Genomic DNA, 19,769 nt, shown 5'->3' on the forward strand with positions numbered 1-19,769 from the left:
CGGTCGGCTGTGACGCGAGTCGCGGTCTACAGTTGGGGCCATGCCTTCGACGTCCCAGGCGCGGCCCGAGCAGACGGCAACTCCGGTGCAGCCGGCGGTGTCCGGCGATCATCCCGGTGTCAACGAGTTGTTCGCCTTGTTGGCCTACGGCGAGGTCGCCGCGTTCTACCGGTTGACCGAGGAGGCGCGGATGGCGCCGAACCTGGCCGGGCGCATCAACCTGGCGCGCATGGCCGCCGCCGAGATGGGGCACTTCGACGTGCTGCGTGAGGCGCTGCTGCGCCGCGGCGTCGACGTCGTCCCGGCCATGACGAAATACGCACCGGCACTGGAGAACTACCACCGGCTGACCACGCCGAGCACGTGGCTCGAGGCGCTGGTCAAGACCTACGTCGGCGACGCCCTCGCGGCAGATTTCTACCTGGAGATCGCCGGTTCGCTGCCTGCCGAGGCCGCCGACGTGGTGCGCGCGGTGCTGTCGGAGACCGGGCACTCCCAGTTCGTCGTGGCCGAGGTGCGGGCCGCGGTCAGCGCCAGCGACCGGCAGCGGCACCGGTTGGCGTTGTGGTCGCGGCGGCTGCTGGGGGAGGCGATCACGCAGGCGCAGTTCGTGATGGCCGAGCATGACGAACTCGTCGACCTGGTGCTGTCCAGCGGCGAGGGCCTGACCCAGATGACCGAGTTCTTCGAGCGCCTGCAGGAGACACACAAGAACCGGGTGCGCGAACTCGGCCTCGGCTGAGCTCACACACCCGGTCCTGTGGTGCCGTGGTGATTACTTCGTGCAGGTGGCGATCATCGTGTTGTTGTTCTGCAGGGCGACCACTGCGCCCGACCCGTCGCTGATCGAGCAGTTCAGCTGACCGGTGACGCTGGTGGCAGTCACCGAACTCAGCGTGACGCCCGGGTTGAGCGTCACCGTCTTGGCCCACGGCAGTGCCACATTGACGTCTGTCTGCAGTGCGCCCTGGCCGTCGGTGTAGATCACCGTCACCAGGTCCAGCAGCGACTTGTTGCCCGCGACGCGGTACGTCACGGTGTTCGGGACCGGCGCGGCGGGCACGGCCGCTGGGTCGACCGGCGGGACGGCCTCGGCCGTCGGGGCCGGCGCGGTCGGGGTGACGGTCGTGACGGTCTCGGGGGCCAGCGACGCGGTCGGCGGCGCCGCCGTCACCCGGGGGCGCGGAGCGGCCGACCGCACGGCAGAGGCGGTCGGCGTCGCCGACTGGCTGGTGCCGGGCGGCGTGATCGGCGCGGTGACGGGCCCGCTGTCGCCGCCGCCGAGGATCACGACGGTGCAGATGACCGCGACCAGCAGGATGGCGCCGGCGACGCCGGCCACCCACACCCAGCGCCGGTCGATGGCGTCGTCGTACTCGTAGATCTCGTCGTCGTCGTAGTCGTCGTACGCCGCGTCGGCGTCGCCACCGGCGTAATCCGTGTCGGTCGCGGTGAACCGGTCGGTGTCGCCATAGGTGCTGGTGTACTCACGCGTGGGGCGGTCGGCAAGGTCGGTGGCCGAGCCATACGAGCTGTAGGAGCCGTACGAATGGCTGCGGTCACTCGTGTAGTCGGTGCTGCCGTACCCACTGCCGTAGGCGGTGCCGGCGCCGTAGCTGCCGTAGCTGTAGCCGCGGTCGAAGCCCTGGTCGCTCGGGGTGTCCCCGTAGCTGCCGGTGGACGCCCCCGACGGCGTTGAATATCGCGAATATGTCCTGCTCATGGCGACTTTCCCCGGTCGAGTATCACTTACCTCGTCGATGCTAGTGGTGCAAAAGTTACGGATGAGGTCGGCTCGCTGACCGTCGGATAACGGTCGGGACTCGGTTCGGTCGACGACACCGAGACGACCCGTCGCGACCTCGAAAAGCGATGCCGACCGGTGGTGTTTCCGGCCCGACAACTGTGACGACGTCGTGACCTCGCAGGCGGCGAAAACCCCGGTTCGCCACCGGCGAACGTGCCCGCAGGTACCGCGGCGGGCGTCGTCCACTAGCCTCCTGGGGAGAGTGCGATAGCAGCTCGACTGAAGTCTTGAAAACGAATGAAAGGGGTCAGCGTGGAGGTCAAGATCGGTGTCACCGACAGCCCGCGCGAACTGTTCCTCAACAGCGCGCAGACTCCCGAGGAAGTGGAGAAGCTGGTGACCGACGCGCTCGGTCAGGAGTCGGGCGTGCTCGCGCTGACCGACGAGAAGGGCCGCCGGTTCCTGGTGCAGACCACCAAGATCGCCTACGTCGAGATCGGCGCTGCCGACGTCCGCCGGGTCGGCTTCGGCGTCACCGGCAAGGACTGACTCCGCCCGCACGTAAAACTGCCCCTCTCCGCACGGAGAGGGGCAGTTTGTGTTCGAGCCGCGTCAGCGGGTGAGTGGAACGTGTGACAGTCCGCCCCAGGCGAACTGCACCGTGCCGTCGACCGCCGCGTCCTTCGAGATCGGCCGGTCGTTGTTGATCCAGTAGCGGGCACAATCGACGCTGATGGCGACGAGGCCGACGGCGATCATCCGGGCCCGATGCGGCTCCAGCCCGGAATCGCTGCTCACGAGGTCGAACACGGCGTCGGTGCAGGAATCGGTGGCCACCTTCACCTGGGCCGAGACCTGCGGTTCGGTGACGTAGTCGTTCTCGAAGATCAGCCGGTAGCCCTGGCTGTCGTGCTCGATGAAGTCGAAGAAGGCTTCGACGGCAGCGCGCAGGCGCAGCCGGTTGTCGGTGGTCGCGCTGAGCGCCCCGCGCACGCCCTGCAGCAGATTGTCGACGTGCCGCTGCAGCACCGCCAGGTACAGCTCCAGCTTCGACGAGAAGTGTTGGTACAGGACGGGTTTGCTGACGCCGGCGCGTTCGGCGATCTCGTCCATGCCGGCCGCGTGGTAGCCGCGGTCCACGAAGACGTCGCTTGCCGCGATGAGCAGCTGGCCGCGTCGTTCGTCGCGAGGCAGCCGATTGCCCCGTCGATTTGTGGTCGGGCCACCCTGCGCACCGTCGGTTCCGGCTTGCGTGCCTCTGGCGTCTGAGGTGTTGGCAACCTCGCTCATTACGTCCTCAATCTGGCATTGTCCGGCACACATGTCCGTGACCAACTGTTCAGGGACCGGTCAGGACCGGAGTTGTTCATGGCCGCCCAACGTGTTGTTCAGGTTGACCGACCCGGCAGTTTATCGCCACGACACTACTACCGTTAGTTCGCGGCATCTGCGCGCTACCAGCGGTTCGGCGATTGTGTTCGGTCCCACTCGAACAGCCGGTGGCGTGCCATTACCGGCGTACGCCCAGCTCTGTGCCATCCTGGTTCGGTGACCTACGACCCGGGCCGAGGCACCGGTCGCGTCCCTGTGGTGCGCAATGAGTGGCGTGAGCCCTTGCGTGCGCAGCGGGATCCGGTGGCCGAGGACTCCGGACGGCTGCGGTCCAACCGGGACGACCGGCAGCAGTGGCGCAAACAGTCCTGGCTGGGTCGCTTCGTATCCACCTACGGCTGGCGTGCGTACGCGCTGCCGGCCCTGGCCGTCGTCACCGGAATCGTGGTCTACCAGAGCATCTCCGGTCCGACGCCCATCACGCCGGCGCATCCTCATGTGCCGACGGTCGGCCAGCCCACCATCAACTCGGCGAGCACCGCGATCGTCGGCGCACCGCCCAAGGGCCTGACCCAGTTCGACGTCAACCTGCCCACCGGCATCCTCCCGGACGGCGGCCCGTTCACCGAGGCCGGCGCCAAGGCCTGGCACATCGTGCCGGGCACCACCCCCAAGATCGGTCAGGGCACCACCAAGTCGGTGACCTACACCGTCGAGGTGGAAGACGGCGTCGACACCACCAGTTTCGGCGGCGACGAAGCGTTTGCCCGGATGGTCGCCGAGACTCTCGCCAACCCGAAAAGCTGGACACACGACGGAAAGTTCGCCTTCACCCGGCTCGACGAGAGCTCCCCGGAGAAGCCCGATTTCCGGGTGTCGCTGACCTCGCCGATGACGGTGCGTGAGGGCTGCGGCTACGACATCCAGCTGGAGTCGTCGTGCTTCAACCCGGCGTACTTCCCGGCCGACGGCGGCAAGGCCCAGTCCCGCGTCTTCATCAACGAGGCGCGCTGGGTGCGCGGCGCGGTGCCGTTCCAGGGCGACATCGGCTCGTACCGCCAGTACCTGATCAACCATGAGGTGGGGCACGCCCTCGGCTTCCGGATGCACGAGCCCTGCGGCGACAACGGCGGCCTGGCGCCGATCATGATGCAGCAGACGTTCTCGACCAACAACAACGACGACGCCAAGTTCGACCCGGAGTCGGTCAAGGCCGACGGCAAGACCTGCCACGTCAACTCCTGGCCGTACCCCATTCCCTAGCCGCCTCCCCGCGAGCGGCCGTGTCTGTACGCCGACACGCCGTTTCGGGCGTGCGTTTTCGTGCCGCTCGCGGGCGGCGAGCGTGCGCCAAATGTCCGTCATTACTGTTGAAGGCATGGCGAATCCGTTGCCGCCGCTCGTGCAGCCGGCGGCCGAACTGACCCGCGACGAGGTGGCGCGGTACAGCCGCCACCTGATCATCCCCGACCTGGGCGTCGACGGGCAGAAGCGGCTCAAGAACGCGCGGGTGCTCGTGATCGGCGCCGGGGGACTGGGTTCTCCGACCCTGCTCTATCTCGCGGCGGCCGGCGTCGGCACCATCGGCATCGTCGAGTTCGATGTCGTCGACGAATCGAACCTGCAGCGCCAGATCATCCACGGCCAGTCCGACGTCGGCCGGTCCAAGGCCCAGAGCGCCCGCGAGTCGATCCTGGAGATCAACCCGCTGGTCACCGTCAATTTGCACGAGTTCCGGCTCGACACCGACAACGCGGTGCCGCTGTTCGAGCAGTACGACCTGATTCTCGACGGCACCGACAACTTCGCCACCCGCTACCTCGTCAACGACGCCGCGGTGCTGGCGCACAAGCCGTACGTATGGGGCTCGATCTACCGCTTCGCCGGCCAGGTGTCGGTGTTCTGGGAGGACGCCCCCGACGGGCGCGGGCTGAACTACCGCGACCTCTATCCGGAACCGCCGGCCCCGGGCACCGTGCCGTCGTGCGCCGAGGGTGGCGTGCTGGGGATTCTCTGCGCTTCCGTCGCCTCGGTGATGGGCACCGAGGCCATCAAGCTGATCACCGGCATCGGGGAACCGCTGCTGGGCCGCCTGATGATCTACGACGCGCTCGACATGACCTACCGCACCATCGCGATTCGCAAGGACCCGGCGACGCCGAAGATCACCGCACTCATCGACTACGACGCGTTCTGCGGCGTGGTGTCCGACGCCGCGGCCGAAGCCGCAGCGGATTCGACGGTCACACCCCTCGAGCTGCGGGACATGATCGACTCCGGCAAGCCCCTCGCGCTCATCGACGTGCGTGAACCCGCGGAGTGGGCCATCAACCACATCGAGGGCGCCGAACTGATCCCCAAGTCGACGCTCGACTCCGGCGCCGGGCTGGCCCACGTACCCCAGGACCGAATTGCGGTGCTGTACTGCAAGACCGGTATTCGCTCGGCCGAGGCCCTGCTCGCCCTCAAACAGGCCGGATTCACCGACGCACTGCACCTGCAGGGCGGAATCGTGGCCTGGGCCAGGCAACTCGAACCCGACATGGTCATGTACTGACACGCCGGGGCGAGCGAAGCGACGGGACAGAGGTCTGTCTGGCCGGGCACACCTTAGTCTGATCGGGTGACCGACGACCGTCCTCCCGAACATGTGCTCACGGCGTTCGGCCTGACCGGTCTCCGGCCGGTGCCGCTCGGCTCGAGCTGGGAGGGCGGCTGGCGCTGTGGCGAGGTGGTGCTGTCCATGGTCGCCGACAACGCGCGGGCCTCCTGGTCGGCCAAGGTGCGCGAGACGCTGTTCGTCGACGGCGTCCGGCTGGCCCGTCCGGTGCGTGCCACCGACGGCCGCTATGTCGTCGCGGGCTGGCGCGCCGATACGTTCGTCACCGGAACCCCGGAACCGCGACACGACGAGATCGTCTCGGCGGCGGTTCGACTGCACGAGGCGACGGCCAAGCTCGAGCGTCCGCGCTTCCTGACGCAGCCGCCCGCGGTGCCGTGGAGCGACGTCGACGTGTTCATCGCCGCGGACCGGGCGGCCTGGGAAGACCGGCCACTGCAGTCGTTGCCGCCCGGTGCCCGCGTGGTGCCGGGTACGACCGATGGCCGCCGTTCGGTCGAACTGATCAATCAGCTTGCGTCGCTGCGCAAGCCGACCCGCAACCCGAGCCAGTTGGTGCACGGCGACCTCTACGGGACGGTGCTGTTCGCCGGCACCGCCGCGCCCGGCATCACCGACATCACGCCGTACTGGCGCCCGGCGTCGTGGGCGGCGGGTGTGGTCGTCGTCGACGCATTGTCGTGGGGCGAGGCTGACGACGGTCTCATCGAACGTTGGGCGTCGCTGCCGGAGTGGCCGCAGATGTTGTTGCGCGCCTTGATCTTCCGGCTCGCGGTGCATGCGCTGCACCCGCGGTCGACGGCGGCTGCCTTCCCCGGTTTGGCCCGCACCGCAGCCTTGGTCCGCCTGGTGCTGTAGCCGGCGCGCCGGCGTTCGAATGGCAGCATGCGCCGTTCGGTGGGAAAGTTACCTCGCATGACGGCTGTCGAACCCACCACCGACGGAACTTACAAAGACCGGATCGCTGCGGTCGAACCCGGTGGCAACGAGTTCATCGCCGAGGCGGACCGACACGGCAAGCCGAGTCAGCTGTTCTGGACGTGGACGTCACCCAACATGGAATTCGCGACGGTGTTCGTGGGGATGCTGGCCGTCCTCGCGTTCGGTATGAGCTTCTGGCAGGCGGTCGCCGGGATCATCATCGGTACCGGGCTGGGTGCCATCGCGCACTATTTCCTGTCGGCGCGCGGACCGCTGCACGGCGTGCCGCAGATGGTGCTGGGACGAATGGCGTTCGGGTTCAAGGGTAACGCGCTGCCCGCGACGTTGATGTCGATCACCGCGGGCGTCGGCTGGTTCGCCACCAACAGCGTCAGCGGTGCGTTCGCGTTGTCCACCCTGTTCGGCTTCGGACCACTGATCGGCCTGATCATCATCGTGGTGTTGCAGACCGCGTTCGCGTTCTTCGGCCACAATCTGGTGCAGGCGTTCGAGCGGTGGTCGTTCCCGGCGCTCGTCATCGTCTTCGGCGCGGCATCGGTGGGAATTTTCGCGCATGCGAATCTGGGTGCGCCGGCGCCGTCGGGCGGGGTCGGCGGACTCGGGGGCTTCCTGCTCACCGTCGGCACCGCGTTCGGTTACGCGGCGGGCTGGACCCCGTACGCCGCGGACTACACCCGCTATCTGCCGTCGTCCGTGTCCTCTTTCGCGACGGGATTCTTCGCTTCCACCGGGCTGTTCGTCTCGTGTGTCGCCCTGGAGATCGTCGGTGCGGCATCGACGACGTTCGGCGCGGCGAGCCTGGGCAATCCGACCGGGTCGTTCACCGCCGAGCTGGCGCCGTGGCTGGCCAAGGCGACCCTGTTGGCCATCGCGGTCGGTGCGATCGCCGCCAATGCGCTCAATATCTATTCCGGGGCAATGGCTTTCGTGACCATCGGCATCACGTTGCCGCCACACATCGCACGGGCGCTGGTGACCGTCTTCTTCGGTGTGGCCGGTTTCCTGATCGCGTGGTGGGCGTTGCCCGATGCCGCGCACAGCTATGAAGCGTTCCTGCTGGTGATCGCGTACTGGATCGGACCGTGGCTGGGTGTGGTCTTCGCCGATCAGTATCTGCGCCGTGGGCAACAGATCGCCGGGTATCTCTACGACCGCTCGTACTCGAACTGGCCGGGGCTGTTGTCTTTCGCGCTGGGCCTGGGCCTGTCGGTGCTGTTGTTCTCCAACCAGGAGAAGTTCGTCGGCTATATCGCCCGGGCGGTGCCGAAACTCGGCGATATCACCTTCTTCGTCGGCTTCGTCATCGCCGGTGCCGCGTACCTCGTGCTGTGCCGATCGAAGATCGCCACGGAATGTGCGTCCGCGTGACCCCTGAGCAGATGCTCGACGTTGCGGTCGCCGAAGCGCGAAAAGGGTTGGCCGAAGGTGGTATTCCGATCGGTGCGGCGTTGTTTCGTGCCGATGGTGAACTCCTGGGCGCCGGCCACAACCGTCGGGTGCAGAGCGATGATCCCTCGGTGCACGCCGAGACCGACGCGTTCCGCGCGGCCGGACGTCAGCGCGGCTACGGCTCGACCATCATGGTCACGACACTCTCGCCGTGCTGGTATTGCAGCGGGCTGGTGCGGCAGTTCGGCATCGGCGCGGTGGTGGTCGGGGAGGCCCGCACGTTCTACGGTGGCCATGATTGGCTGGCCGAACACGGTGTGGCGGTTACGGTTCTGGACGACGAGCGGTGCGTGGCGATGATGGCAGAGTTCATCAGCGCCAGTCCCGAGTTGTGGGCGGAGGATATCGGCGAATGAGTGCTATTGCGACAGTGGACATCTCCCGCTGGTACGCGGGCGGAGCCGAGGCTGATGCGGTGGCCGCCGAAGTTGACCAGGGTCTGCAGCGCGCCGGTTTCATCGTCGTCACCGGTCACGGTGTGGACCAGGGACTGGCGGCTGCGGTCCGCACGGCCAGTCGGGAATTCTTCGCGTTGGCCGACGAGGTGAAGCGGCGGTACTCGGTGCCGGTCGGCGGGCACGGGTGGATCGGCCCGGGCGCCGAGGCCAACGGTTATGCCGAGGGCACCGAGACGCCCCCCGATCTCAAAGAGAGTTTCAGTCTGGGCGCGGAAACCTCGACCGGGGACCCCGAGGTGGATCGAATCTGGTTCGCGCCCAACGTCTGGCCTGTCGAGGTGCCCGCACTGCAGACGCTGGTGGATGAATACACCGCCCAGATGCGCCGGCTGTCCGACGATCTGCTGGCGCTGTTCGCGCACGCGCTGGGCTTGCCGGCGAATCCTTTTGCCGCGCTGGCAGATCGACCGACGTGGACGATGAACATCAACCACTACCCGCCGGTGAGCGTGGTGGGTGAACCCGAGCCCGGGCAGTTCCGCATCGGCCCGCACACCGATTTCGGCACCGTCACCGTGCTCGACCGCGAGCCGGGCGCCGGCGGGCTGCAGGTGTATTCGGACGCCGGGGGCTGGCAGGACGCGCCATGGGAACCCGGCGCGCTGACCGTGAATATCGGTGACCTGCTGGAGTATTGGAGCGGACGACGCTGGCCGTCCGGCCGGCATCGCGTGCTGCCACCGCAGCCGCACGCACCGGAAGAGGACCTGGTGTCGCTGATCTACTTCTACGAAGCCAACCACGATGCGCTGATCACCCCGTTGCGGCCGCCCATCGGGGCGGTGTCCGGGCTGGCGCCGGTGGTGTCCTCGGAGTTCATCAAGGAGCGGTTGGACGCCATCACCGTGGGGTGAGCCAGGCCTCAGAACTCGTGCCGGTACTCCCGTAGCCGCACCCGGCCGTCGACCGCCAGCACCCCTTCGGCGCGCAGGTTTTCCAGTTGCCGCGTCGCCAGGTGTGGCGCCGGGCGTCCCGATGCGGTGATCACCCGGTGCCAGGGCAGGTCCGAGGAATCCGTGCGCATGATCCAGCCGACGATCCGCGGGCTGGAAAGCCCTGCGGCATCGGCGATGTCGCCGTACGTGGACACCCGCCCGGGCGGGATCGAGGCGACGAGGTCGCGCACCTTCTCGACCTGTTCGTCGGTGACAGCGGCCATGATCAGGAAGCCATGATCAGACGAGGTGACGCCGGATCACATTGGCGGTTTCGGCGGGCATGGCGTGCGGCACCATGTGATCGCAGTCGAATTCGGTCAGCACGAAGTCAGTGCCGAGCCGGGCCTGCAAACCGGACACCAGCTCACCGGTGACGTAGGCCGGGTGGGTCCGCTTGGCGAGGACCAGCGTCGTCGGTGTGCCCTGCGGCGGCAACACGATCGGGCGGGCCAGCTCGCTCCAGTAGGACATCATGGCGGGCAGGCTGATCCGCCAGCCGACGCGTCCGCCCGGCAGTGCGACCAGGTGCTCGTCCAGGTCGCGCTCGAGTTCGCCGGGGTACTTCGCCGAGACCTCGCCCCACGATCCGTTCACCTTCTCGGCGTGCGCCTCTTGGCGGTCCGGGTAGTCGGGGGAGCCGAGCATGGCGTCGGCGATCTCGCTCATCCAGCTGCCGTCCAGCCCGGTCGCCGGGTCCAGCAGCACCAGGCCCGACACGAGATTCGGGTGGGCGGCAGCGAGATTGAGCGCGATCGCGCCGCCGAACGAATGCGCCACCACGACCACCGGCCCGTCGGCCTCGTCCTGGAGCAGGGCGGCCAGGGCCGCGACGTTCTCGTCGATGTTCCACGGCGCCGCCCACGACGAATGGCCATGGCCCAGGAGATCGGGTGCCAGCACGGCATATTCGGGCAGATATTCGTCCGCCAGTGTCTGCCAGCGTTTTCCGTGGCCGGTCAGGCCGTGCAGGGCCAGGATCTGTACCGGCCGCGCCGGTCCGTAGCGGTACACCTGCAAGCTCACGCATCGATGGTGCCAGACATCGCGGCCGGACGTCGCCGTCGGCCGAACTTGTCGTACCCCCGTGGTTGCATTCCTGCCATGGCCGCCCCGCACTCCGCACTCACCGCGCCCGGCTCGGTTAATGCCCTGACCGAACCCGGGCAGCGCGGTGTCGTACGGGTGCTGGGCGGCCCCGGAACCGGGAAGACCGAGCTGCTGATCCGCACGGCGGCAACGCATATCGCGGCCGGGACCGACCCCGAATCGGTGCTCCTGCTGACGGGTTCGGCACGGCTGGGCAGCCGGGTCCGCGGCGCCATCACGTCGGCGCTCCTGGGCGATAGCGGCCAGGTCACTCGGGAACCGCTCGTCCGCACCCTGCACTCCTACGCGTTCGCCGTGCTGCGGCAGGCCGCGCAGCGCGCCGGCGACCCGCCGCCGCGGCTGGTCACCAGCGCCGAGCAGGACGGCATCATCCGCGAGCTCCTCGCCGGTGATCTCGAGGACGGTGACGACGCGAGCGTGGATTGGCCGCTGCACCTGCGGCCGGCATTGGCCACCGCCGGGTTCGCGACCGAACTGCGGGACCTGTTGGCGCGCTGCACCGAACGCGGCGTCGACGCCGCGGATCTGCGCCGCATCGGCCGCAAGGCCGGCCGGCCGGAGTGGGTGGCCGCGGCCCGGTTCGCGCAGGTCTACGAGCAGGTGATGCTGTTGCGCAGCGCCGTCGGCATGGCCGCACCGCAGGCGACGGTGCCCGCGCTGGGCGCGGCCGAGCTGGTCGGCGCGGCACTCGAGGCCTTCGCCGTCGATCCCGCGCTGCTGGACGCCGAACGCGCCCGCATCAAGCTGCTGCTCGTCGACGACGCGCAGCACCTGGACCCGCAGGCCGCGCTCCTGGTGCGGGTGCTGGCGGCCGGTGCCCAGCTGACGGTCATCGCCGGTGATCCGAGTCAGACCGTGTTCGGCTACCGCGGTGCCGAGCCGACGCTGCTGTACGGCCCCGACGACCAGCCGCAGGTGGTGCTGACCGAGTCCTACCGCTGCTCACCCGCGGTGGCGGGCGCGGTCGCGGCCGTCGCGCGGCGGCTGCCTGGCGTGGACGCGTCCCGGGCGCTGACGCCGGCGACGACGGACGAACTCGGCTCGCTTGCGGTGCGCGTCGCGGGTTCGTCGCACGCCGAGTCCGCGGTGATCGCCGACGCACTGCGCCGCGCGCATCTGGTCGACGGGGTGCCGTGGTCACAGATGGCTGTCATCGTGCGCTCGGTGCCGCGGGCCGGGACGGCGCTGGCCCGGGCCCTGACGGCGGCCGGGGTGCCGGTGCAGCAGCAGGCCGACACCACCCCGCCCGCCCAGCATCCGGCAGTGGGCGCCCTGCTCACGGCGCTGGACTGCGTCGCCGATCAGCTGACCGGCGACCGGGCACTGGCCCTGCTGACCGGTCCCATCGGCCGGGTTGATCCGGTGTCATTGCGCCAGTTGCGGCGCGCCCTGCGCCGCGCCGACGGCAGCGGCCGCGAGTTCGGTGAGCTACTCGTCGAGGCGCTGGGCGCTGACGGCAAGCAGCAGCTGCCCGACCAGCTGGCCCGGCCGGTACGACGGGTCCGCGGGGTCCTCGATGCGGCACGCCGGTCGGCGGCCGCGGGCCAGGATCCGCACTTCGTGCTGTGGCAGGCCTGGCACGCCAGTGGGTTGTCCCGCCGGTGGCAGGCCGCGGCCGGCCGCCCGGGAGCCGCCGGCGTCGCCGCGGGCGCCGATCTGGATGCCGTCACCGCGCTGTTCGACACGGCCGACCAGTACGTGGCCCGCACCGCAGCCGCGTCGCTCGCCGGCCTGATCGACCACGTCCGCGCCCTCTCCTGGTCCGGTTCGGCCCCCGAACGCGCCGAGGCCGACGAGGTGGCGGTTCTCAGTGCGCATGCCGCGCTGGGGCGGGAATGGGATTTCGTGGTCATCGCGGGTCTACAGGAAGGGTTGTGGCCCAACACCGTTCCGCGTGGGGGCGTGCTCGGGACGCAACAGCTGCTCGACATCGTCGACGGGGTGGGTGACGTCCGCGGCATGTCGGCCACCGCGCCGCTGCTGGCCGAGGAACGGCGGCTGCTGGTCGCCGCACTGGGACGGGCCCGCAACCGGGTGCTGGTGACGGCCGTCGACAGCGACAACGGCGACGAGGCGCTGCTGCCGTCGACTTTCTTCGAGGAGCTGGCGGCACTGGCCGGCGGCACCGCACCTGATGCCGACGGGCTCCCGGTGCATGCGCCCGCGGTCTTGTCCCCGGCGGCGCTGGTCGGCCGACTGCGGTCGGTGGTGTGCGCCCCCGACGGTGCCGTCGAGGACACCGATCGGCTTTCTGCGGCAGCGCAATTGGCCCGGCTGGCCGCGGCCGGCGTGCCGGGCGCCGACCCGGCGCACTGGTACGTGAGCACGGAGCTCTCCACTGTCGAGCCGTTGTGGTCGGGCGACGACCACGTCGTCACGGTGTCGCCGTCGACGGTGCAGACCCTGACCGACTGCCCACTGCGCTGGATGCTGGAGCGCCACGGTGGCAGCGACGGCCGTGACCTGCGATCGGCCCTGGGCTCGCTCGTGCACGCCCTGGTCGCCGATTCCGGTCGCACCGAGGCCCAGCTGCGCGGTGAACTCGAAAAAGTCTGGCAGCAACTACCTTTCGATTCGAACTGGTATGCCGACAACGAGCTGGAGCGGTACCGCGCCATGCTGGCCACATTCACGACGTGGCGGCAGGAGACCCGCGGCGAGCTCACCGAGGTCGGCACCGAACTCGAGGTGGCCGGCACCATCGCCGGTTCGCCGGACGGGCCGCAGGTACAGGTGAAGGGCCGCATCGACCGGCTGGAACGTGACCGCGAGGGCCGTCTCGTGGTGGTCGACGTCAAGACCGGGAAGAGCCCGGCCACCAAGGCCGACGCCCAACAGCACGCCCAACTCGCGCTGTACCAGCTGGCCATCGCGGAAGGCATTGTGCCGCAAGGCGATCAGCCCGGCGGTGGCCGGCTGGTGTATCCGGCCAAACCCGCCAAGACCGGCGCCACCGAACGCGAGCAGGATCCGATGGGGGAGACGGCGCAGGCGCAGTGGCGGCAGCGGGTCACCGAGGCTGCCGCGGCGACGGCCGGGCCGCACTTCGTCGCGCGCATCGGTTCGGGGTGTGCGACGTGCCCGGTGCGGGCCATGTGCCCGGCGCAGGGTACGAAGGGCGCATGCCCGTGACGTACAGCCCCGCCGACCTTGCCGAGGCGCTCGGGTTGTTCACCCCGACCGACGAGCAGGCCGCGGTCATCGCCGCGCCGCCGGGACCCCTGGTGGTGATCGCGGGTGCCGGTGCCGGGAAGACCGAGACCATTGCCGCGCGCGTGGTGTGGCTGGTGGCCAACGGCTACGCCACCCCGTCCCAGGTGCTGGGGCTGACCTTCACCCGGAAAGCCGCCGGACAGCTGCTGCGCCGCGTGCGCACCCGGCTTGCCCGCCTGGCGGGTTCGGGTCTGCTGCCGGGCGTCTCGCCGGTCGACGAGCATGCCACCGTCAGCACCTATCACGCCTTCGCCGGCACCCTGCTGCGCGAATACGGCCTGCTGCTGCCCATCGAGCCGGCCACCCGGCTGGTCACCGAAACCGAGATGTGGCAGTTGGCTTTTCGGGTGGTGTCCGACTTCCCGGGCCGGCTGCAGACCGACAAGTCCCCGGCCGCCGTCACCCAGATGGTGCTGCGCCTGGCGGGCCAGCTGTCCGAGCATCTGGTCGACACCGACGCCGTGCGCGACACCCATCACGAGCTCGAACGGCTCATCCTCACGCTTCCCGCGGGACCCGGCCAGCGGGGCGGGCCCACCCAGTGGCTGCTGAATCTGCTGGCCACCCAGACCGAGCGCGCTGAGCTTGTGCCGCTGATCGATGCCGTGCACCAGCGGATGCGGGATGCGCAGGTGATGGACTTCGGCACCCAGATGTCGGCCGCGGCCCGCTTGGCCGAGCGTTTCCCGCAGGTCGGCGCGCAGCTGCGGGAGCGGTATCGCGTGGTCCTGCTCGACGAATACCAGGACACCGGGCATGCCCAGCGGGTCGCGCTGTCGTCGCTGTTCGGCGGCGGCGTCGATGACGACCTGGCGCTGACGGCCGTCGGGGACCCCATCCAGTCGATCTACGGATGGCGCGGCGCGTCGGCGACCAACCTGCCGCGTTTCACCACCGACTTCCGGCTGTCGGATGGTTCGCCGGCCCCGACCCTCGAGCTGCGGACCAGTTGGCGCAACCCGCCCCGGGCGCTCAGGCTGGCCAACGAGGTCTCCGCCGAGGCCCGCCGCCGGTCGGTGAGCGTGCGCGAACTGCTGCCGCGGCCGGGCGCCGAGCCGGGCACCATCCAATGCGCGTTGTTGGATAATGTTGTCGCCGAACGTGATTGGGTTGCCGATCACCTGGCCCGCCGGTACCACGGTGCCGCCGCCGCGGGTGAACCGGTGCCGACGGCCGCGGTCCTGGTGCGCCGCAACGCCGACGCCGCGCCCATCGCCGAGGCGCTGACCGCCCGTGGGGTACCCGTCGAGGTGGTGGGTCTGGCCGGGCTACTGGCCATCCCCGAGGTCGCCGACGTGGTCGCGATGCTGCGTCTGGTCGCCGAGCCGACCGCCGGGGTCGCCGCGATGCGGGTGCTCACGAGCGCGCGGTGGCGGTTCGGCGCCGCGGACCTGGCCGCACTCTGGCGTCGCGCCGCGGAACTGGATGTGCCCGACGCCGCGCAGACGTCTGGGCCGGCCGCCGAGCAGGCCATCAACAAGGCAATAGCGCAGGTCGCCCCGGACGCCGACCACGCCTGCCTGGCCGACGCGATCAGCGATCCGGGTCCGGCCGACCGCTACTCGCCCGAAGGACATCGCCGGCTGCTGGCCCTGGCCGCCGAACTGAGCCAGCTGCGCGCGCACCTGCACCAGCCGCTGCCGGATCTCGTCGCCGAAGTGCGCCGGGTCCTGGGGATCGACGCTGAAACCCGCGCGGCCAGTGGCGTTTCCGAGGGCTGGCGCGGCACCGAACATCTCGATGCCTTCGCCGATGTGGTCGCGGGATACGCCGCGCGGCCGGCCGGCGACGCCGACACCTCCGCGCCCATCGTCGGACTGCTGGCGTACCTGACCGCGGCCGCGGAGGTGGAGAACGGGCTGGCGCCGGCACAGGTGACGGTGGCCTCGGACCGGGTGCAGATCCTGACGGTGCACGCGGCCAAGGGGCTGGAATGGCAGATCGTCGCGGTTCCGCATCTGGTGGCCCGGGTGTTCCCGTCCACCGCGTCGCAGCGCACCTGGCTGACCGATGCGGGAGACCTGCCGCCGTTGCTGCGCGGGGACCGCGCCGAGCTGTCCGAACATGGGGTGCCGGTGCTCGACACGTCCGACGTCTACGACCGGAAGATGTTGGCGGACAAGATCGCCGCGCACAAGGACCTGCTCGCTCAGCGGCGCACCGACGAGGAACGCCGCCTGCTCTACGTCGCCCTCACCCGCGCCGAGGACACTCTGTTGTTGTCCGGGTATCACTGGGGGACCACCGCCACGAAACCGGCCGGACCCTCGGACTTTCTGATCGAGATGCGCGACATCATCGAACGGGCAGCACAGGAGGACGACCCGTGCGGCGAGATCGAGCAGTGGGCACCCCCGCCCGGCGAGAATGCCGCCAACCCGTTGCGGGACAACGTCGTCGAATGCACATGGCCCGTCGACCCGGCCGGTTCGCGGCGCGGTGACGTCGACCGGGGTGCGGCCCTGGTCGCGCAGGCGCTCGCCGCCGGCACCGAGGAAACCGTCGAGGATCCGCACGGTTGGGCTGCCGATGTCGATGCTCTGCTGGCCGAACGTGAGCGGGCCCACGAGCGCAGGCCGCTCGACTTGCCGCCGCAGTTGTCGGTGAGCACGTTGGTCGACCTGGGTAACGACCGGTCCGGTGCGCTGCAACGGCTGCATCGACGGCTGCCTGCCCGGCCGGACCCGCAGGCGCTGCTGGGCACCGCCTTTCACGACTGGGTGCAGCGGTACTTCTCGGCCGAGCGGTTGTTCGATCTGGACGACCTGCCCGGTGCGGTCGACGCCGAGCTGGGGCAGGCCGTCGCCGAGGAACTGGCAGACCTGCAGGCCGCGTTCGCCCTCTCGGAGTGGGCGGCCCGGACACCGACCGACATCGAGGTGCCGTTCGACATGGTCATCGGCGACCGGGTGATCCGCGGCCGGATCGACGCGGTGTTCGCTGACGCCGACGGCGGCTACACCGTGCTCGACTGGAAGACGGGCGATCCGCCGTCCACCCCGGAAACCATGCGCAACAAGGCGATTCAGCTGGCGGTGTACCGCCTGGCCTGGTCGTCCATCCAGGGGGTGCCGGTCGATTCGGTGCGGGCCGTCTTCCATTACGTGCGCGCCGGGCAGACGGTGGCACCCACCGACCTGCCCGGCGCCGACGAGCTGGCGGCGCTAGTTCACCTCGGGTGAGTTGCGATACACCTTGAGCGCCTGGGTCACCATCGGCACCTGCAGCGGCAGCCGGGACAGTGCGGCGATGCGCGCGGGCCAGCCCTTGGGCCACCACAGCCGGACCATGTTGACGTTCGCCGGGAACACGCCGATGAAAAGCGCGACAGCGGCCAGAGCGCCCAGCTTCCGGCTACGTGGCAGGAGGAGCGCGGCGCCGGTGGCGACTTCGGCGACGCCCGAAGCGTAGGTGTAGAACCGGGCCGTGCCGGGCAGTTCTTCCGGGACGATGCCGTCGAACGGCTTGGGGGCAACGAAATGCAAGGTGCCCATTCCGACGAGCAGCGCACCCATTCGGTACGCGGTCGTCTGGCTGGGGGTGGTGTTATCCGAAGTGCTGGCGGCGGTCATGGTTACATAGTGCTGTGCTGAGCCGTCCCGTGGTGAGCCTCCGCCAGATATTGGCTCTTTATGGCTCGCGTTAGGTTGTCGCGGCGGATGGCCGCGATGGAACAGAACCTCACCAGCCGCCAGAACGCGGATCTGGTTGATGTGCTCCAGATTCCGGAAGCGTTCGTCAGTCCCGTCCGCCGGATCGTGCGCCGTGTCATCTATGCACTGCTGGTGCTCGCCGCGGCCGTGCTCGTCGTGTACATCGATCGCGACGGCTACCGGGACGTCACAGAAAACCGGATGTCGCTGCTGGATTGCATCTACTACGCGACGGTGTCGCTGTCGACCACCGGCTACGGCGACATCACGCCGTACACCCCCAGCGCGCGACTGGTGAACGTGCTGGTGATCACCCCGATGCGCATCGCGTTCCTGATCGTGCTCATCGGTACGACCGTCGAGACGCTCACCACGCAGTCACGCCAAGCCTTGAAGATTCAGCGATGGAGGAGCACCGTGCGTAACCACACCATCGTCGTCGGTTATGGAACCAAGGGCCGCACCGCGGTCCAGGCCATGGTCGGTGACGAGGTCGCACCCGGAGACATCGTCGTCGTCGACGAGAACCCGGCGGCACTGGACCGGGCCCGCGCCGCCGGACTGGTCACCGTGGTCGGCGACGCCACCAAGTCGGAGGTGCTGCGCCTGGCCGGGGCCCAGCACGCGAAATCCATCGTGGTCGCGACCGACAAGGACGCCACCGCCGTGCTGGTCACGCTGACCGCCCGCGAAGTCGCACCCAAGGCCAAGATCGTCGCCTCCGCCCGCGAGGCCGAGAACCAGCACCTGCTGCGGCAATCCGGTGCCGACTCGACCGTCGTCTCCTCGGAGACCGCCGGCCGGCTGCTGGGTATTGCGACTCAGACCCCGAGCGTCGTGGAGATGGTCGAGGATCTGCTCACCCCGGACGCGGGTTTCGCGATCTCCGAGCGGGAGGTCGAGACCAAGGAACTGGGCGGTTCGCCGCGGCACCTGTCGGACATCGTGCTCGGGGTGGTCCGGGAAGGCCGGCTGCTGCGGGTCGACGCCCCTGAGGTCGACGCCCTCGCGGCCGGGGACCGGCTGCTCTACATCCGCAACGCCGAAGTCGAACGGTAACCGCCGCGATGAGCGATTTCACCCTGCGTAACGTCCCGCTGCTGTCCCGGGTCGGCGCCGACCGGGCCGACGCCCTGCGCACCGATATCGACGCCGCGATCGCCGGCTGGAAGGACGCCCTGCTGCTGCGCGTCGACCGCCGCAATCAGGTGCTGATCTCCGGGGGCCAGGTGGTTCTCGGCCGCGCGGCGGAACTGGGGGACAAGCCCGACGAGCACGCGGTGTTCCTGGGCCGGATGCCCGACGGCCGCCACGTGTGGGGCGTCCGCGCCGCACTGGAGGACCCCGCGGGCGGGACGGACGCGCCGGTCGAGGTGCTCGACCTACGCCGGGCCGGGCCCATCTTCGACGACATCAGCGCCCAGCTCGTCTCGACGGCGACGGCGCTGCTGAACTGGCATGACAGCGCACGTTTCAGCGCCATCGACGGCGCACCCACCAAGCCGATCAAGGGTGGCTGGGCGCGCGCCAACAGCATCGGCGGCCACGAGGAATTCCCACGTATCGACCCGGCGATCATCTGCCTGGTGCACGACGGGCACGACCGCGCTGTGCTGGCCCGGCAGACCAACTGGCCCGAGCGGTTGTTCTCGCTGCTGGCCGGGTTCGTGGAAGCCGGCGAGTCGTTCGAGTCGTGCGTGGTGCGCGAGATCAACGAGGAGATCGGCCTGACCGTCACCGACGTCAAGTACCTGGGCAGTCAGCCCTGGCCGTTCCCGCGCTCGCTGATGGTCGGCTTCCACGCCATCGGCGATCCGGAGCAGCCGTTCTCGTTCAACGACGGTGAGATCGCCGAGGCCGACTGGTTCACTCGGGCCGAGGTGCGCGAGGCCCTCGAGCATGGCGACTGGAACAGCACGTCGGACACCCGGCTGCTGTTGCCCGGCTCGATCTCGATCGCCCGGGAGATCATCGAATCCTGGGCGGCTCAGTAGCTCCCGGCTAAGCCAGCTTGGCCTTGACGTCCTTGATGCTGGGGTTGGTCAGCGTCGAGCCGTCGGGGAACTTGACCGTCGGAACCACATGGTTGCCGTTGTTGACCGAACCGACGAATTTGGCCGCCGCGGGATCCTGCTCGATGTCGATCTCGGTATAGGAGATGCCTTCGGCCTTCAGCGCGGTTTTGAGCCGCTTGCAGTAGCCGCACCAGGTCGTGCTGTACATGATGAGTGCACTCATAACGCGACTCAACGTATCCGATCGCCGCATCATGCCGCTTGGCGGTGCCTGCTGTGTCACATAGTCGGCTCG

General features: G+C 69.2%; 18 protein-coding genes. 12 read left to right on the forward strand and 6 right to left on the reverse strand.

Annotated elements, in window-relative coordinates:
• The first annotated feature begins 40 nt into the window (after positions 1–40).
• Complete coding sequence (locus QRN63_RS15765) at positions 41–742, forward strand: ferritin-like fold-containing protein (protein WP_267318080.1); 702 nt, start codon at positions 41–43, stop codon at positions 740–742.
• 33 nt (positions 743–775) lie between these two features.
• On the opposite strand, the gene QRN63_RS15770 is transcribed toward QRN63_RS15765, so the two are convergent.
• Complete coding sequence (locus QRN63_RS15770) at positions 776–1,723, reverse strand: hypothetical protein (RefSeq protein WP_285031590.1); 948 nt, start codon at positions 1,721–1,723, stop codon at positions 776–778.
• Between the two features lie 336 nt (positions 1,724–2,059).
• Between QRN63_RS15770 and QRN63_RS15775 the strand changes: the two genes are divergently transcribed.
• Positions 2,060–2,296, forward strand: coding sequence for a DUF3107 domain-containing protein (locus QRN63_RS15775; RefSeq protein WP_267318078.1), 237 nt, complete (start codon positions 2,060–2,062; stop codon positions 2,294–2,296).
• A gap of 63 nt (positions 2,297–2,359) precedes the next feature.
• On the opposite strand, the gene fasR is transcribed toward QRN63_RS15775, so the two are convergent.
• Positions 2,360–3,037, reverse strand: a complete 678-nt coding sequence (gene fasR / locus QRN63_RS15780) for an HTH-type transcriptional activator FasR (protein ID WP_212806560.1) — start codon at positions 3,035–3,037, stop codon at positions 2,360–2,362.
• 258 nt (positions 3,038–3,295) lie between these two features.
• On the opposite strand from fasR, the gene QRN63_RS15785 reads away from it, so the two are divergent.
• The 6 genes from QRN63_RS15785 (at position 3,296) to QRN63_RS15810 (ending at position 9,402) form a co-directional block, all read left to right on the forward strand.
• Entirely contained in the window at positions 3,296–4,342 is a 1,047-nt protein-coding gene (locus QRN63_RS15785; RefSeq protein WP_267318077.1) for a DUF3152 domain-containing protein, read from the forward strand.
• 115 nt (positions 4,343–4,457) lie between these two features.
• A complete protein-coding gene (gene moeZ / locus QRN63_RS15790) occupies positions 4,458–5,636 on the forward strand; it encodes an adenylyltransferase/sulfurtransferase MoeZ (protein ID WP_285031591.1) in 1,179 nt (392 codons plus the stop codon).
• 66 nt (positions 5,637–5,702) lie between these two features.
• On the forward strand, positions 5,703–6,557 hold the full coding sequence (locus QRN63_RS15795; protein ID WP_267318075.1) for a TIGR02569 family protein: 855 nt from the start codon (positions 5,703–5,705) through the stop codon (positions 6,555–6,557).
• Between the two features lie 57 nt (positions 6,558–6,614).
• The gene (locus tag QRN63_RS15800; RefSeq protein ID WP_285031592.1) at positions 6,615–8,009 is read left to right on the forward strand and encodes a purine-cytosine permease family protein; all 1,395 of its coding nucleotides are present in this window, start codon (positions 6,615–6,617) and stop codon (positions 8,007–8,009) included.
• Positions 7,994–8,446, forward strand: a complete 453-nt coding sequence (locus QRN63_RS15805) for a nucleoside deaminase (RefSeq protein WP_502888142.1) — start codon at positions 7,994–7,996, stop codon at positions 8,444–8,446. Before QRN63_RS15800 ends, QRN63_RS15805 begins: the two co-directional genes overlap by 16 nt.
• The gene (locus QRN63_RS15810; RefSeq protein WP_285031594.1) at positions 8,443–9,402 is read left to right on the forward strand and encodes an isopenicillin N synthase family dioxygenase; all 960 of its coding nucleotides are present in this window, start codon (positions 8,443–8,445) and stop codon (positions 9,400–9,402) included. The genes QRN63_RS15805 and QRN63_RS15810 overlap by 4 nt, the downstream gene beginning before the upstream one ends.
• A gap of 8 nt (positions 9,403–9,410) precedes the next feature.
• Here QRN63_RS15810 and QRN63_RS15815 read toward each other — a convergent pair whose 3' ends face one another.
• Positions 9,411–9,707 carry an MGMT family protein gene (locus tag QRN63_RS15815; protein ID WP_285031595.1) on the reverse strand — a complete coding sequence of 99 codons (297 nt, stop codon included), beginning with the start codon at positions 9,705–9,707 and terminating at the stop codon, positions 9,411–9,413.
• A 16-nt stretch (positions 9,708–9,723) separates the two neighbouring features.
• Positions 9,724–10,509, reverse strand: a complete 786-nt coding sequence (locus QRN63_RS15820) for an alpha/beta hydrolase (protein WP_285031596.1) — start codon at positions 10,507–10,509, stop codon at positions 9,724–9,726.
• Between the two features lie 78 nt (positions 10,510–10,587).
• Here QRN63_RS15820 and QRN63_RS15825 point away from each other — a divergent pair, with 78 nt between their 5' ends.
• Positions 10,588–13,725 (forward strand): ATP-dependent helicase, encoded by a 3,138-nt coding sequence (locus QRN63_RS15825; protein WP_285031597.1) that lies wholly within the window; start codon positions 10,588–10,590, stop codon positions 13,723–13,725.
• Complete coding sequence (locus tag QRN63_RS15830) at positions 13,716–16,988, forward strand: ATP-dependent helicase (RefSeq protein ID WP_285031598.1); 3,273 nt, start codon at positions 13,716–13,718, stop codon at positions 16,986–16,988. Before QRN63_RS15825 ends, QRN63_RS15830 begins: the two co-directional genes overlap by 10 nt.
• Here the strand turns inward: QRN63_RS15830 and QRN63_RS15835 are convergent.
• Positions 16,971–17,378: a DoxX family protein gene (locus QRN63_RS15835; RefSeq protein WP_285031599.1), complete on the reverse strand. Its 408-nt coding sequence runs from the start codon at positions 17,376–17,378 to the stop codon at positions 16,971–16,973. The genes QRN63_RS15830 and QRN63_RS15835 overlap by 18 nt on opposite strands.
• Positions 17,379–17,438: 60 nt before the next feature.
• Between QRN63_RS15835 and QRN63_RS15840 the strand changes: the two genes are divergently transcribed.
• Positions 17,439–18,518 carry a potassium channel family protein gene (locus QRN63_RS15840; protein ID WP_285031600.1) on the forward strand — a complete coding sequence of 360 codons (1,080 nt, stop codon included), beginning with the start codon at positions 17,439–17,441 and terminating at the stop codon, positions 18,516–18,518.
• Positions 18,519–18,526: 8 nt separating this feature from the next.
• Positions 18,527–19,453 carry an NAD(+) diphosphatase gene (gene nudC, locus QRN63_RS15845; protein WP_267318065.1) on the forward strand — a complete coding sequence of 309 codons (927 nt, stop codon included), beginning with the start codon at positions 18,527–18,529 and terminating at the stop codon, positions 19,451–19,453.
• 7 nt (positions 19,454–19,460) lie between these two features.
• Here nudC and QRN63_RS15850 read toward each other — a convergent pair whose 3' ends face one another.
• Positions 19,461–19,697 carry a mycoredoxin gene (locus QRN63_RS15850; RefSeq protein WP_267318064.1) on the reverse strand — a complete coding sequence of 79 codons (237 nt, stop codon included), beginning with the start codon at positions 19,695–19,697 and terminating at the stop codon, positions 19,461–19,463.
• Positions 19,698–19,769 lie beyond the last annotated feature (72 nt).

The organism is Mycolicibacterium sp. lyk4-40-TYG-92 (genome assembly GCF_030209435.1).
Classification (GTDB): Bacteria; Actinomycetota; Actinomycetes; order Mycobacteriales; family Mycobacteriaceae; genus Mycobacterium.

What these genes read in the sequence shown, in the direction of transcription:
- QRN63_RS15765 (WP_267318080.1), top strand. Translation starts at nt 41, where the DNA reads ATGCCTTCGACGTCCCAGGCGCGGCCCGAGCAGACGGCAACTCCGGTG.
- QRN63_RS15770 (WP_285031590.1), bottom strand. Translation starts at nt 1,723, where the DNA reads ATGAGCAGGACATATTCGCGATATTCAACGCCGTCGGGGGCGTCCACC.
- fasR (WP_212806560.1), bottom strand. Translation starts at nt 3,037, where the DNA reads ATGAGCGAGGTTGCCAACACCTCAGACGCCAGAGGCACGCAAGCCGGA.
- moeZ (WP_285031591.1), top strand. Translation starts at nt 4,458, where the DNA reads ATGGCGAATCCGTTGCCGCCGCTCGTGCAGCCGGCGGCCGAACTGACC.
- QRN63_RS15800 (WP_285031592.1), top strand. Translation starts at nt 6,615, where the DNA reads ATGACGGCTGTCGAACCCACCACCGACGGAACTTACAAAGACCGGATC.
- QRN63_RS15805 (WP_502888142.1), top strand. Translation starts at nt 7,994, where the DNA reads ATGTGCGTCCGCGTGACCCCTGAGCAGATGCTCGACGTTGCGGTCGCC.
- QRN63_RS15810 (WP_285031594.1), top strand. Translation starts at nt 8,443, where the DNA reads ATGAGTGCTATTGCGACAGTGGACATCTCCCGCTGGTACGCGGGCGGA.
- QRN63_RS15815 (WP_285031595.1), bottom strand. Translation starts at nt 9,707, where the DNA reads ATGGCCGCTGTCACCGACGAACAGGTCGAGAAGGTGCGCGACCTCGTC.
- QRN63_RS15825 (WP_285031597.1), top strand. Translation starts at nt 10,588, where the DNA reads ATGGCCGCCCCGCACTCCGCACTCACCGCGCCCGGCTCGGTTAATGCC.
- QRN63_RS15830 (WP_285031598.1), top strand. Translation starts at nt 13,716, where the DNA reads ATGCCCGTGACGTACAGCCCCGCCGACCTTGCCGAGGCGCTCGGGTTG.
- QRN63_RS15835 (WP_285031599.1), bottom strand. Translation starts at nt 17,378, where the DNA reads ATGACCGCCGCCAGCACTTCGGATAACACCACCCCCAGCCAGACGACC.
- QRN63_RS15840 (WP_285031600.1), top strand. Translation starts at nt 17,439, where the DNA reads ATGGCTCGCGTTAGGTTGTCGCGGCGGATGGCCGCGATGGAACAGAAC.
- nudC (WP_267318065.1), top strand. Translation starts at nt 18,527, where the DNA reads ATGAGCGATTTCACCCTGCGTAACGTCCCGCTGCTGTCCCGGGTCGGC.
- QRN63_RS15850 (WP_267318064.1), bottom strand. Translation starts at nt 19,697, where the DNA reads ATGAGTGCACTCATCATGTACAGCACGACCTGGTGCGGCTACTGCAAG.